The organism is Pseudomonas sp. GW821-FHT07G10 (assembly GCF_059418545.1).
Genome location: NZ_JBWKQB010000012.1, coordinates 1 through 13,117, shown reverse-complemented (window position 1 = coordinate 13,117; position 13,117 = coordinate 1). Strand labels below are relative to the sequence as shown.

Genomic DNA, 13,117 nt, shown 5'->3' with positions numbered 1-13,117 from the left:
AGCGATTAATAGCCCATGACACTAATACGGCAGTCCGATGACAACGAAAGCCCGGCCAGTGCCGGTGTAAACTGCCGGTCTGCCAAGGAGACTGCGATGAGACCGATCCTCACGCTACGCCAATACACCCACGACTTGATTGTCCATAGCCATGAACACGCCCAACTGGTGTTCGGCCTGTCGGGCCAGCTCGACTTCGAGGTCGATGGCCGCGGCAGCCAGGTGGTTCAGCAGAGCTTCGTGGTGGTCCCCTCGGACGCCCATCACACCTGTGGCAGTGCGAATGGCAGCCGCTGTCTGGTGCTGGACGTGCCAAGCGATCACTGGGTGACGCAATCTCTGGGCGAGCACGCCGATGCCAGCCGCCGCTTGCTCGACACCCCCGCTCGGCTGCCATTGAATGCCGGGCAAAGCCAATTGGTCAGCTGGCTGGCTGGCAGCCCGGTGAATGACCCGTTGATTGCTCAGCAAGGTGCCGTTCTGTTACTGGCCAGCCTCAATAACGCCGCGCCGAACAGCGTCGGCGGTCGACGCTTGCCTTATGCCGCGTTGAACGCACATATCGATCAATACGCCGCGTACCCGTTGCAAGTCGCGGACCTGGCCCGCGTTGCCGGCCTCTCCAGCGCACGCCTGCACGCACGATTTATCGCCGAATGCGGCCAGACGCCCATGGACTACATCCGTAGTCGCCGCCTGCACATCGCCGTGCGGCTATTGCGCGAGTCCGGCTTGCCGATCGGCGAAGTCGCCAACAAAGTCGGCTACAGCTCCCAGAGCGCGTTCGCTGCGGCGGTGATGCGTGAGTTCGGTGCCTCGCCCGGCAAATTGCGCCGCGAGGCTGTCGAACGCTAGGCCTGCGATAAAAGGCGCGAGGATCGCGACAGACAAACGTGAGAGTAGCGAGGTTCAATGTAGGGACAGCATCGCGCTATTGTCCCCGCTCAACACGTTTATCAAGGATTGCAATGACTCCGCGTACCGCCCTTGGCGCCCTGCATATCGGCGCACTGATGTTCGGCCTGACCGGCGTGTTCGGCAAACTCGCCGCCGCCTCGCCCGCGATTATCGTCTTTGGCCGTGCCGCATTTGCAGTGATCGCGCTGGCTTTTTTTGCCCGTTTTGCCAGCAACACTCGCTGGCAGAAACTTGAAGCTGCCGACTGGCGTCGTCTTCTGCTCAGCGGCCTGTTGCTGGCGGGGCACTGGGTGAGCTTCTTTATCGCGGTGAAAGTGGCCGGTGTGGCAATTGCGACCTTGGGTTTTGCCAGTTTCCCGGCGTTTACCGTGATCCTTGAAGGGCTGATTTTCCGCGAGCGGATTCGCGCCAATGAAATCCTGCTGGTGGTGCTGGTGAGTGTCGGCCTGGTCCTGGTGACCCCGGACTTCGACCTCGCCAGTGAGGCTACCAGCGGGCTGCTCTGGGCGATGGGTTCGGGGTTGTTGTTCGCCCTGCTATCGCTGACTAACCGCGCCAGTTCGGGGCGAATCCCGGCGGTGCAGGCCGCACTGTGCCAGAACGTGGTGGTCGCCCTGTGCCTGCTGCCGGTGGCTGCGCCAGGGCTGACCGGGGTTCGCGCCATTGACTGGCTGTGGATCGGTCTGCTCGGGGTGTTCTGCACCGGCGTCGCCCACAGCCTGTTCGTCGCCAGCCTCGCGGTGATCAAAGCGCGCACGGCTGCCGTGGTGTTTGCTCTGGAACCGGTCTACGGTATCACTGTTGCCTGGCTGTTGTTTGGTGAAAACCCGACCCTGCGCATGCTCATAGGCGGCGCCTTGATCATTGTCGCCATCGTGGTTTCCAGCAGCGTCTCAAGCGGCTCAAACAAAAAAACAGTGGTGGCCGAAGCAGCGTCTCACTGAGCTCGCTCGTTATGCCCGAGATCGCGCTCCGGATCGATCTGATCGCGAACCCGCTGCTTGAGTACTTTGGCCTCGGGAAAACCACCGTCGGCCTTGCGCTCCCAGATTTGAACGCCGTTGCAGGTGATGTGGAAAATTCCGCCCGTGCCAGGTGCAAGGGAGACTTTACCCAGATCGTCGCTAAAGGTGCTGAGCAGTTCCTGGGCCAGCCAGGCGGCGCGCAACAGCCATTGGCATTGCGTGCAGTAGGTGATGATGATTTCCGGTTTACTGGCAGTCATGGTGAGGCGAACTCCTGAACTCGATGGCGTCGTTATAATAACCACCTTTAACGCTCGCCCCGAGATGTGCAAGTTATTGGCAACAGTTCGATATCTTGCAGGGGGCTTGGGGCGAAGTCGGGCGACGTATCGGCGGCTGGTTTGTCGAGAGACGGCGGCGCGGCTTCAAACGGGCTGATCAAATCCCGGTCCGCGTCCATCGACAGGTCGTCCAGGTTCAGCCGGAACTCATCCAGTGCCGGGCTGCCCGATGCTTTGGCTTCGGACTCAGCACTGGCAGCAACGTAAAGACTGCCCCCCTCCAGGACAACGGACGCTTCAGCGGATTCCAGGTGTGGTGCCACGGCTTTCTGCACCGTAGCCACGGAATTCGTTTTATGGTCCGCTTTTTCCGGCACGTGAGGGGCCATTTGGCTAGCGAGAGGCTCACGGGCCACGGGCTGTATGGGTAACGGCTCAGGGGTTGCTTGAGCTTGATGCCGCTGACGGCGAACCCGCAATGCCAGCATTAACAGAGCTGACAGCACCACCAACCCCGTCATCACCCACACGTTCGGTCCGCCGGGCTCTTCGGTCTGCGGAGCAACCAGTGGCAGGCTTGCTGCCGGCGGCACGGCAGGACTGGCAGAGCGCCTTTTGACCTCGGCCAACTGCCCGGAAGTGAATGCAGGCGACTCCTGAGACGGTGCCACGGCGGTTGATTGAGTGTCGTCTGCGGGTTCGGGCGACTTCGGCTGCACCGCTGGCGGTGGCCCAAGCGCAGCCACTTGCCGGGAGAGCGAAGCAGGTGACGGAGATGTCGCGGGTGCCCCTTGCCCAAACGCACTCCAGGGTACGATCCCCGGTGAGCCCGGTGGGTCGATCAGCAGGGTGTATTCACGCAGCAAACGCCCATTGGGCTGATTCATTTGTACCAAAAAGTTCAGGAAAGGCTCGTTGACCGGTTTGTTCGAAACCACCCGAATCGCGCTGCGGTTGCCGTGCAGGACCAGGCTGAAACGCAAGTCATTGAGGAAGAACTCCCGCTCGATCCCGGCGCGGCTGAACTCTTCGGCCGTCGCCAGGCTCACGGACAATTGGCCTTCAGCCAGATCACCCGGCTCCACCAGCGCAATCTCGGCATTGAGCGGTTGGTTCAACGCCGAATGCAGCGTGATATCACCCAACCCCAGCGCCGGGGCCAATGCCGGGTAACACAAGGCACCGCACGCTGCTAAGAGCGAGCGGATGTTGAACAAGCGGGGCTTTTTTTCAGAGGCGTTCAATCTGACTGAACAGCGCAACGCGGACTGCAAACTCTCGAGCATGAGCATCCTTTGGATAACCGAAACCAACCTGCGGGCGTTCATGCGTCCTGCACAAACACGGCTATCTCTTATAGTCCGCCAAGCACTGAATCTCAAAAGTCTGCGGGGTTGTAATACCTCAAGATTTTTCCAGATTGGCCAGAATGCGCCCGTGAACCCGCATGCACACGCGCAATTCTTCTTCGTCGACACCGACGAAAAGCTCGTGGCGCAACGCGGTGGCGATGGTTTCAATTTGCTCGATCAATGGCCGGGCCGAAGCACAAAGGACAATCTTTTTCGCCCGGCGGTCTTCAGCAACCGATTGTCGCTGCACCAGCCCCTGAGTTTCCAGACTGTCGAGCAACCGCGCCAGGGTTGGACCCTCGACGCCCACGCTTTGGGCCAACTCACGTTGAGTCGGCGCCTCGTCAAAACGGGCGAGATGCAGCAGCACCAGCCAACGGGCCTGGGACAAGCCAAGCCCGGCCAGACGGCGATCCAGTTCGGCACGCCAGCCTCGAGACATCTGCGCCAACTGCATGCCAAAACGGTGTTGATCGGTTAACGGCATAAAAAACTCATGATTAGACTGAAATAGGGTGAAACTAATTATTAGTCAGCTAAGCATGCCCCCTGCCCCGAGGCAAGACTTGCTATGTACTGAATCGTTACATCTATAAACCAGACCACTCAAATCTCGAATTCCGACTGCAAGGCCGCACGCACGCAGTACAGAACGCCTTCGGGAACGCGCCCGGCAAACAGCTCGATCACCTCTGCGGCAGGCGGTAGCTCGCCCTCGCCGTCAAGGAACGCGTCCTGTATTTCACCCAGCAAGTCCTCCGGCAGATCCAGCGCCTGCTCAAGCGATAGCTGCTGCTTGCCAATGGCCTCGGCGAGCAAGGTGTAGACGTTCTTTTCCGAGCACTGCAATTGACCGGCGATCTGCATCGGCGTCATGCCGGCGCGGGCCAGGGTGATCAGCTCGTGACGGATATCGGCGACCACTTTCGGCGCCTCGGCCTGACCGCCCAACACTTCAAGGAACGCCTCGCCGTAACGTTCCAGTTTGCGCGCACCGACGCCGCTGACCCTGGCCATTTCCGACAAGGAGCCTGGCTGGCTGCGGAGCATTTCCAGCAACGTTGAATCGGGAAAAATGACGTACGGTGGCACGCCATGTTCTTCGGCCAGTTTGCGCCGCAGGGCCCGCAACGCTTCCCACTGCTCGCGCTCTTCGCCACGCACCAGTTGGCTGGCCTGGCTGGTACTGCTTTTCGCGGTCGTCTGCGGTTTGAGATCGCGGCGCAACTCCAGTGTGACTTCGCCCTTGAGCAACGGCCGGCAACTGTCGCTCAGGCGAAGGCCGCCGTAGCCTTCCAGATCGATGTCCGCCAGACCTCGAGCCACCAGCTGTCGGAACAGAGAGCGCCATTCGCCCTCGGTCCGCGCCTTGCCTACACCAAACACCGAAAGATGTTGATGACCGAAGCTGCGTACCTTGTCGTTGTCTTTGCCCAGCAGCACGTCCACCAGATGCCCGACACCATAACGCTGGCCGGTGCGGTAGATCGCCGAGAGCGCCTGACGCGCCGGCTCGGTGGCGTCCCAGGTCTGGACACCGTCAACGCAGTTATCGCAGTGACCGCACGGTTGCGGCATGTCTTCGTCGAAATACGCCAGCAGGGTCTGGCGCCGGCAACGGGTTTCTTCACAGAGTGCCAGCATGGCGTCGAGCTTGTGCTGTTCCAGACGCTTGTGGCGCTCATCGCCTTCGGAGTTTTGCAGCATCTGCTTGAGCATCAGCACGTCTTGCAGGCCGTAGGCCATCCAGGCGTCTGCGGGTAAACCGTCGCGACCGGCGCGACCGGTTTCCTGGTAATAGGCCTCCAGGGACTTGGGCAAGTCGAGGTGCGCAACAAAACGCACGTTCGGCTTGTCGATGCCCATACCGAAGGCGATGGTGGCAACCATGATCAGGCCTTCCTCATTGAGGAAGCGCTTCTGGTTGAAGGCACGCGTCTCGTTGGGTAACCCGGCGTGATACCCCAGGGCCGGAAAGCCTTGCTCGCACAGGAACGCAGCGACTTCGTCGACTTTTTTGCGCGACAGGCAGTAGACAATGCCCGCATCGCTACGGCGCTCGGACAGGAACGCCAACAACTGCTTGCGCGGCTGCTCCTTGGGCACGATGCGGTAGAAAATGTTCGGTCGGTCGAAACTCGATAAAAAACGTTCGGCGTCCTGCAGATACAGGCGATTGACGATTTCTTCGCGAGTACGCTTGTCGGCGGTAGCGGTCAGGGCGATGCGCGGCACATTGGGGAACAATTCCGCCAACTGCCCCAGTTGCAGGTATTCCGGACGGAAGTCATGGCCCCATTGAGAGACGCAGTGCGCTTCGTCGATGGCGAACAGGGCGATGTCCAGGTTCTGCAGGAACGCCAGCATCCGCGGCTGTACCAGGCGCTCGGGCGCGAGATAGAGCATCTTCACTTCGCCACGTTTGATTCGCGCCGCCAGATCGCGCTGCTGCTCGGCGCTCAGGGTCGAGTTCAAGGCGGCTGCGGCAACGCCCAGCTCTTCCAGGGTCGCGACCTGATCGTCCATCAGTGCGATCAACGGCGACACCACCACCGCCAGACCTTCACGCAGCAGCGCCGGGACCTGAAAACACAACGACTTGCCACCGCCGGTAGGCATCAGCACCAGAGCATCGCCGCCACTGGCCACGCGCTCAATGATCGCACCCTGACGGCCACGAAAACTGTCGTAGCCGAAGATGTCCTTGAGGACGCGCTGAGCCTGTTCGAGCATGAAAAACTCCAAATATCGCCGAATATCCCTGCGCGCAGGCTGGATGAAAACGTCACGGTCTTCACGGACAAATCCGTAAGCGGACTTTTCCTGATCCGTCGCAACACCTGCAGGGCATTACAAAACGCGGCAGTATACCCGAGCGGTCCAGGGCAAAGGGCGCCAGTGACGAATAGCCGCCCGATCAGGCTCGCCCCCTTCCTCGTAGCAGCTGGCGAAGCCTGCGTTCGGCGGCGAAGCCGTCGCAAAATCGGGCTGTGGGGTGCTTCAGGCGGACCAAGTCGCCAGGGTTTACGACCACTGCACGGTCGAACGCAGGCTTCGCCAGCTGCTACGGACCGCGTTAAGGCGTGTTTTGAATGCAGGCAATCGGCCCTGCGACTGGCCTGAGCGCTCAAGAAGGCCTAGAATTCAGCATCGTATATTTCCCCCAAGGTAGCCCTTCAATGTCCTTCGCTGAGCAACTAACCCGCCTGCAAGCCTTCCTCGACGCCGATGAGCTGCATGACGAGGCGCTGGACTATGTGGCCGCCCACGGTTACATGACTGCGCTATCGATCTGCTCCGAGATCGTTCCCGACCGTGAGTGGATCGACGCTCTGTTCGCCGAAGAGCCGCATTACCGCGACGCCGCCCAGCGTGAAGAGATCGAAGCTACCCTGCTGCTGCTCAAGGCTCACATCGCCCGTCAGCTGGCCTCCGATGAAGAATTCGAGCTGCCGTGTGACCTTGATCTCGGCGACGATCCGGACGACTCTGACCTGCGCGGTTGGTGCATCGGCTTCATGGAAGGCGTGTTCCTGCGCGAAGCGGCCTGGTTCGAAACCGCCGAGGACGAAGTCAGTGAAATGCTCCTGCCGATCATGGTCGGCTCCGGCCTGTTCGACGAACAGCCTGAGTTCTCCGATATCGCCAGCGATGCCAACCTGATGGACGACATGATCGTACAGATCCCTGAAGCCCTGACCGCGTTGTACCTGCTGTGCAACGCACCAGACGAAAAACCGGCCATTCTCAAGCCTCGTCACCACTGAGTTCCTGCCTATGGCGGCCAACTCCATAGGCAATCGCCCCCTGATACTGCGTTACGTTCTGCTGGCCATCGGCTGGCTGAGCGTCGCTTTGGGGGTGATCGGGATTTTCCTGCCCGTGTTGCCCACCACCCCCTTTCTGCTGCTGGCGGCCGCCTGTTTCGCCCGCAGTTCGCCGCGCTTCTATCAATGGCTGGTTGAGCATCCACGGCTTGGCCCATGGATCCGCGACTACCTCGACGGCAACGGCATCCCGCTCAAGGGCAAGGTTTACGCCATCGGCCTGATGTGGGCGAGCATTGGCCTGTCCTGCGTGCTCGTCCCCCTGCCTTGGGCCCGTGGCTTCATGCTGACCAGCGCGGTTTTGGTGACGGTTTATATCCTTCGGCAGAAAACCCTGAACAGATCTTGATACTCGAGCGTTTCCGGCTGCGCTCTTTTTTCGCCACATACCATTCTCACATCGACCGACAATCTGCCTGATCTTTCATAAAACACCGCCTAGACTTCAGAAATCTGCACTTGAGCAGCCAGACATGTCCCGTCGTCCGCGTAGTCCAGGATGGTCAACGCTCCGACTTCGGCTCGGCGGATGGCCGGTTGTGTCGGTTTTTTTGCTGACCGGCCGAGGCAATGTCCGGGCAAACCGGGATTTTGCGCTGTTCCTGCAAACCGCTGAGCAACACTATGGCCCCTCGGCCCCTCCAGCCTCACAACGCGAAGACCCGCTTTCGGTGTACACCTTCAATGCCGAAGGTTTTGTCGTGGGTGAAGGCTAACGCCGCCAACAAGGAGCGCTTCATGTCGCTACTCAAACAGTTGTTTCTCGCCATCTGCCTGTTCCTGCTGGTGGCGTTGAGCGGCAGTTTTTTTGTCAGCCTGGAGACCTCGCGTGAGCAAATGCTCAGCCAGTTACGCTCCCACGCCCAGGATGCCGCCACGGCGCTGGGGCTATCGTTGACCACGCAACTCGACGATCCGGCAATGATTGAACTGATGGTCAGTTCGATCTTCGATAGCGGTTACTTCTCCAGCATCCGGGTGGTGACCATCGAGAATGAAAAAGTGCTGGTGGAGCGCAGTACACCGACCGTTGCCCAGGACATACCCGACTGGTTCGTGCATCTGGCGGACTTGCATCCTCAAGGAGGCGACGCGCTGATCATGCGCGGCTGGGAGCAGGCCGCACGGGTCGAAGTACAGAGCAATCCACAGTTCGCCCTGGCCAGGCTCTGGGACAGTACCCTCGGCAGCCTGGTCTGGTTGCTGCTGTGCGGGTTGCTCAGCACAGTGTTCGGCGGCTGGCTGCTGCGCCGGCAATTGCGTCCGCTCGACAGCATGGTCAAGCAGGCCGAAGCCATCAGTAAACGCGAGTTCCTCAGTTTGCCGAAACTCCCCCGCACGTCGGAGCTCAAGCGCGTGGTGCTGGCCATGAATCAGATGGTTGAAAAACTCAAAGGCCTGTTTGCCGAAGAAGCCGCACGCAGTGAAGAATTATGGGCCGAGTCCTTTCAGGACAGCCTCACCGGGCTGGCCAACCGGCGCCTGCTGGATGAACAACTCGCCGAACAGCTACTGGTCACCGAACAGAGCAGCGATGGTCACCTGTTGATGTTGCGAGTCAACGATTTGACCGGCCTGAACCAACGTCTGGGTGGCCAACGCACCGACGCCTTGATCAGACTGATCGGTGACTTGCTCAAACGCATGATCCAGCAAGCAGATCGCCGCCACTGGCTGGCGGCGCGCAACCGTGGCGGCGAATTCAGCCTGTTAGCCCCCGGTCTGGACAGCAAAGACGCCGCACGCCTGGCCGCCGAGATCAGTGCGACCCTGGAAAACCTGCGCCTCACCGGCTCCAGCGACTGCATGCCAGTTGCACACCTTGGTATCGTCGCTTATCAACCGGGCGACTCCGTAAGCACGGTGTTGCTGCATCTCGATCAGGCGCTGGCCCAAGCCCGACAACATCCGGAACGGCCCTGGGTGCATCTGGCAAGTTTCGATGGCGCGCCCGGGCAGACTCAGCACGATTGGCGTAACTGGATCGACGATGCCCTCAGCTACGACAAAATGCAGCTGTACTTCCAACCGGTGGTGCAGTGTGCCGATACCAGCCAGGTGCTTCATCACAAGGTACTAGCCCGCTTGCTCGACCCGCAGGGCGAAGCAATTGCCGCCGGGCATTTCCTGCCATGGATCGAGCGTTTGGGCTGGTCGGCGCGTTTCGACCTGGCAATGCTCGAACACACCCTGGACTACCTCGCCGAACACCCTTGGCCGCTGGCGTTAAGTCTTTCCGGGAGCACCCTGCTTGATGCACCACACCTGCAACAAATCCTGGCCCTGCTCGAAGGCCTGCCCGATCTCGCGCCGCTGCTGACTCTGGAAATCGACGAGCGCCAACTGCCACCACCGGACAAACTGCAGCAACTGTGCGAAAGCATTCAGGACACCGGCTACCGGATCGGCCTGCAGCACTTTGGCGGCAACTTCAGCCAGATCGGCAACCTCAGTTACCTCGGTCTGGCCTACCTGAAAATCGACGGCAGCTACATCCGCGCCATCGACCAGCAGAGCGACAAACGCCTGTTCATCGAAGCCGTTTTCCGCGCGACCAACAGCATCGACCTGCCGCTGATTGCCGAGATGGTCGAGACCCAAGGCGAGCTTGAAGTCATCAGAGAGTTGGGGGTGTTTGGGGTGATGGGAAGATTGATCGGACCGCCAGAGCCGATGTAGGTGATGTTTTGGGCGTGCTGTGTGCTATGCGCCGGCTGCGCAGTTTAGGTCAGGCCCTGTCATATCAAGTCTTGCCGTCGTGGCGTTGTTCGAAAGTGTCGCGTGCTAACCGTTCGACGCGAGCGTTGCGGGTGCCGATGGGTAGGCGGGCTTCTTCAAAATCCAACAGACGCGCCAGCGCCGGGCGGCGCATCTGGTGTTCGACCGCTGCGTGAATCGGCAGGCCCAGCCCCGCTTCACAGTTTGCCGCCGCTCAGCTCCAGCCCAGCGTGTCAGGCCGTCAGCGTATGGTCGGCATCCCCGAACCAGATACGCACGAGATCGGCGCCGGTCGTGCCAGCATTGGCGAGGACCGCCACATCGGTGAAATGCGCACCATTGGCTGCGCCATCGGTATCCACCTTCACGGTGATGTCGCTGCCGGATTTCACCAGTTGGACGAAGTCGGACGCCTGGCTGCTGCCGCTAACGAAGTTGGCTTTGAGCAGCGCGGAGAGGTCGAGCGCGTCACCTTCGGCGAAGTTATAGTCAAGGATGGTGTCGCCGCCGTCATTCGGGCTGAGGTAGGCGAACACATCGGCTCCCGCGCCACCGCTGAGTGTGTCCGCCCCGCCACGACCCGCGAGGATGTCGTTGCCGTCGCCGCCATTGAGCACGTCCGCGAGCATGCTGCCCACCTGTGTGCCGCTGGATGCGCCGTGGTAATCGATCAGGGTACCGGCCTCGCCGCCGGCGGTGACCTGGAAGTCGGCCACCGAGTAATGCCCCAGCAGGTTCACCTCTGCCCGGTGTACGCCGTCGTCCACCGTCAGCAGGCCGCCGGAGCCAAGGGCGTTGGCGCTGTAGCTGAGCTGGGTGTTGGCGCCGAAGGCGAGATCGCCGAACATCAGCGAGTCATTGCTTTCGAGTCCGAGAATGCCAACCAGCGAGTCGGCATCCGCGGCGTGCTCCACGATCAGCGTGCCCGCACCTTCGCCGTGGAAGGCGACGGACGCGTGGGCAGTGCCGGCGAAGGTCAGGCTGGCATCGCCGTCGATGGTGGCGCTGCCGTTGCCGGTCACGTCGGCCAGCAGGCGCAGGTCGCCGCCATTGGCCCACAAGTGGCCGGAGTTGTCGATTGCGCTGGCCACCGTCATGCCACCCGCGCCCGTGGATTCCAGCACGCCGCTGTTGACTATGGTGTGGGTGCCGGTGTCGAGCACCAGGCTGTTCAGCCCGTCGGCCTGGATCAGACCCGCATTGACCAGCACCATCTGCCCGGCGCCCAACTGGCCGGCGCCGGAAATGTGGTTGTCGGAATTGGTCAGCACGGTGTCGGCGCTGCCACCGAAAATCACGTTGTGCGCGCTGTCGGATAGCAGCACTTGGCCGCCACCGGTCAAGGTCGCGCCACGGAAGAGGATTTCCAGGTTGGTTTCGCTGCCGGTGGAGCCGAGCTCGATGGTGCCGCTGTTATGGATGCTGCCACCGAACGGCATGATCGCCCCGTTGGCGATGCTGATGGTGCCGGTATTGGTGGTGAGCGGGTCCACATCGAACTGGAAATTCGCTTCACTCAAGCCCGCCGCATCGATACCTTTCAGGGTGATCGTCTGGCCGGAGCCTATGCTGACCAGCGCATTGCCGTGTGCGTCGTTAGCGATACTCAAGTCAGCAAAGCCGGTGACGCCCGCGAAGCCGATCAAGTCGATCTTGTCTGCCGCCGCATCGAAGCTGTGGATGACGTTGTTGTCGATCGGATGGGCGAAGATGAAGGTGTCGGCACCGGACGAGCCGGTCAGGTTGTCGTCGGTAGACAAGGCGAAGATCGGCGAGCCAGGGGCGTAGGCTTCGACGTTGTCGGAAACGATATAACTGCTTGTGCTGCCGTCCGCATTGGTCCATCCGTAGGTTACTGTGAGCTCCATCGCACCGGCATAGGTGGATGGCGTCATGACCGTCAGTGCCGAAGGGTCGCTGGTCTGTATCGTCCAACTGCCGTCACCGTTGTTGGTTCCGGCACTCAGCACCCAGTTTATCGGAACCCCGCTCACCGTGTAGGTAATGACGTCGGAGGTGTCGGGCGTGGAATCGGTCAGTGCCAGATTGATAGCCTCGCCGGCTACGCCAGCCGGAGCTGTCACATGGGTTGTGACGGTGTGCAAGAGGCTATTTGCCGCTCCATCGTTGATCACCACGTTCACGATTCGGTCGGTAGTGCTGTGGCTTCCGTTCTTGGTGTCGGTGTACTGAACGCCTTTGAGGATAGTCTGGTAGGTGGCCTGGCTAGCCGAGCCAGTGATCGTCAGTGTATAGATCCCATTGTTTGCACCACTGGCAACACCGGTCACCGTCAAACCCGTAGCAGCGGTCGATGCCGGCGCGTTCAGGGAGAGTATTTCCCTGACGTTCGCATTGGTGCTGTCCACAGCGTTCGTCAACGTGATAGTCATTGACGACAGGTTCGGCGAGTCGACATCGGTGACCGTCGCCGACGGCGTAATCAACAACTGCGAGATGCCTGTTGGATAGTTCGCCGTTGCGTCATTGCCCGCGCCGCCACCATTCAAGTCCACTATCGGCGCGTCATTGACTGCCGCCACCGTGACGGTCGTCGTTGTGATGTTGCTCGCATGGTTAGCCGCAGAGCCGTCATCCACTTGGAAGCTAATCGTGCGCAGTGCCGTCGACGGGTTGTCGCTGCTGTCGGAGTAGGTCACCGAGCGTAGCGCGGCTTGATAGTTCGCCACCGACGACGTCCCGCTTAGTGTCAGCACGCCGGTGCTTGCGCTGTAGCTGCCGCTGATGCCGTTCTGGTTGGTGAACCCGAGTACGTCCTCGCCCGAGGCAAAGTTGCTGGTGATCGATACCGTAGCGCCCGTTAGGTTGCTACTGTCGACATCGGTGACCGTCAGCACCGAGTTGATCGCCGTCGCTGCCTGGTTCTCTGTGTACGACAGAGAACCACCTGCCGTCATTACCGGCGCATCGTTGGTGCCGGTGATGGTCACGTCCACCGTGGAACTCGAGAGTGCCCCATACTGGTCCTGCATCTGGTAGTTGAGGGTCACGTGCTCGACCACGCCTTGTGCCAGATGGTCGAAGTCGCTCCCCGG

At 60.8% G+C, this 13,117-nt stretch carries 12 protein-coding genes; 6 read left to right on the top strand and 6 right to left on the bottom strand.

Going from position 1 to position 13,117, the window contains the following annotated elements; all coding sequences use genetic code 11:
- The first annotated feature begins 96 nt into the window (after nucleotides 1-96).
- A complete protein-coding gene (locus AC07O1_RS15020) occupies nucleotides 97-855 on the top strand; it encodes a helix-turn-helix transcriptional regulator (protein ID WP_495089200.1) in 759 nt (252 codons plus the stop codon).
- 113 nt (nucleotides 856-968) lie between these two features.
- The gene (locus tag AC07O1_RS15015) at nucleotides 969-1,862 is read left to right on the top strand and encodes a DMT family transporter (RefSeq protein ID WP_495089199.1); all 894 of its coding nucleotides are present in this window, start codon (nucleotides 969-971) and stop codon (nucleotides 1,860-1,862) included.
- Here the strand turns inward: AC07O1_RS15015 and AC07O1_RS15010 are convergent.
- The 4 genes from AC07O1_RS15010 to recQ all read right to left on the bottom strand — a co-directional run bounded on the left by AC07O1_RS15010 (nucleotide 1,856) and on the right by recQ (nucleotide 6,249).
- Nucleotides 1,856-2,143 carry an Rdx family protein gene (locus tag AC07O1_RS15010; protein ID WP_495089198.1) on the bottom strand — a complete coding sequence of 96 codons (288 nt, stop codon included), beginning with the start codon at nucleotides 2,141-2,143 and terminating at the stop codon, nucleotides 1,856-1,858. The genes AC07O1_RS15015 and AC07O1_RS15010 overlap by 7 nt on opposite strands.
- A gap of 47 nt (nucleotides 2,144-2,190) precedes the next feature.
- Nucleotides 2,191-3,381: a type IV pilus assembly protein FimV gene (locus AC07O1_RS15005; protein WP_495089197.1), complete on the bottom strand. Its 1,191-nt coding sequence runs from the start codon at nucleotides 3,379-3,381 to the stop codon at nucleotides 2,191-2,193.
- Between the two features lie 187 nt (nucleotides 3,382-3,568).
- On the bottom strand, nucleotides 3,569-4,003 hold the full coding sequence (locus tag AC07O1_RS15000) for a MarR family transcriptional regulator (RefSeq protein WP_494994283.1): 435 nt from the start codon (nucleotides 4,001-4,003) through the stop codon (nucleotides 3,569-3,571).
- Nucleotides 4,004-4,122: 119 nt separating this feature from the next.
- Nucleotides 4,123-6,249 (bottom strand): DNA helicase RecQ, encoded by a 2,127-nt coding sequence (gene recQ / locus AC07O1_RS14995; RefSeq protein ID WP_494994284.1) that lies wholly within the window; start codon nucleotides 6,247-6,249, stop codon nucleotides 4,123-4,125.
- A 446-nt stretch (nucleotides 6,250-6,695) separates the two neighbouring features.
- Here recQ and AC07O1_RS14990 point away from each other — a divergent pair, with 446 nt between their 5' ends.
- The 4 genes from AC07O1_RS14990 to lapD all read left to right on the top strand — a co-directional run bounded on the left by AC07O1_RS14990 (nucleotide 6,696) and on the right by lapD (nucleotide 10,022).
- Nucleotides 6,696-7,283, top strand: a complete 588-nt coding sequence (locus AC07O1_RS14990; protein ID WP_494994285.1) for a UPF0149 family protein — start codon at nucleotides 6,696-6,698, stop codon at nucleotides 7,281-7,283.
- 10 nt (nucleotides 7,284-7,293) lie between these two features.
- Nucleotides 7,294-7,692 (top strand): YbaN family protein, encoded by a 399-nt coding sequence (locus AC07O1_RS14985; RefSeq protein WP_494994286.1) that lies wholly within the window; start codon nucleotides 7,294-7,296, stop codon nucleotides 7,690-7,692.
- A 190-nt stretch (nucleotides 7,693-7,882) separates the two neighbouring features.
- Nucleotides 7,883-8,059 carry a hypothetical protein gene (locus AC07O1_RS14980; protein WP_495089196.1) on the top strand — a complete coding sequence of 59 codons (177 nt, stop codon included), beginning with the start codon at nucleotides 7,883-7,885 and terminating at the stop codon, nucleotides 8,057-8,059.
- Nucleotides 8,060-8,081: 22 nt separating this feature from the next.
- Entirely contained in the window at nucleotides 8,082-10,022 is a 1,941-nt protein-coding gene (lapD, locus tag AC07O1_RS14975; RefSeq protein WP_495089195.1) for a cyclic di-GMP receptor LapD, read from the top strand.
- A gap of 64 nt (nucleotides 10,023-10,086) precedes the next feature.
- Here the strand turns inward: lapD and AC07O1_RS14970 are convergent, their stop codons facing one another.
- A complete protein-coding gene (locus tag AC07O1_RS14970) occupies nucleotides 10,087-10,215 on the bottom strand; it encodes a hypothetical protein (RefSeq protein WP_495089194.1) in 129 nt (42 codons plus the stop codon).
- 79 nt (nucleotides 10,216-10,294) lie between these two features.
- On the bottom strand, nucleotides 10,295-13,117 hold a 2,823-nt coding region (locus tag AC07O1_RS14965; protein ID WP_495089193.1), incomplete at its 5' end, for a beta strand repeat-containing protein.

Bases quoted from the DNA above. Each gene is read 5' to 3' on its own strand.
- AC07O1_RS15020 (WP_495089200.1), top strand. From the start codon at position 97: ATGAGACCGATCCTCACGCTACGCCAATACACCCACGACTTGATTGTC.
- AC07O1_RS15015 (WP_495089199.1), top strand. From the start codon at position 969: ATGACTCCGCGTACCGCCCTTGGCGCCCTGCATATCGGCGCACTGATG.
- AC07O1_RS15010 (WP_495089198.1), bottom strand. From the start codon at position 2,143: ATGACTGCCAGTAAACCGGAAATCATCATCACCTACTGCACGCAATGC.
- AC07O1_RS15000 (WP_494994283.1), bottom strand. From the start codon at position 4,003: ATGCCGTTAACCGATCAACACCGTTTTGGCATGCAGTTGGCGCAGATG.
- recQ (WP_494994284.1), bottom strand. From the start codon at position 6,249: ATGCTCGAACAGGCTCAGCGCGTCCTCAAGGACATCTTCGGCTACGAC.
- AC07O1_RS14990 (WP_494994285.1), top strand. From the start codon at position 6,696: ATGTCCTTCGCTGAGCAACTAACCCGCCTGCAAGCCTTCCTCGACGCC.
- AC07O1_RS14985 (WP_494994286.1), top strand. From the start codon at position 7,294: ATGGCGGCCAACTCCATAGGCAATCGCCCCCTGATACTGCGTTACGTT.
- lapD (WP_495089195.1), top strand. From the start codon at position 8,082: ATGTCGCTACTCAAACAGTTGTTTCTCGCCATCTGCCTGTTCCTGCTG.
- AC07O1_RS14970 (WP_495089194.1), bottom strand. From the start codon at position 10,215: ATGCGCCGCCCGGCGCTGGCGCGTCTGTTGGATTTTGAAGAAGCCCGC.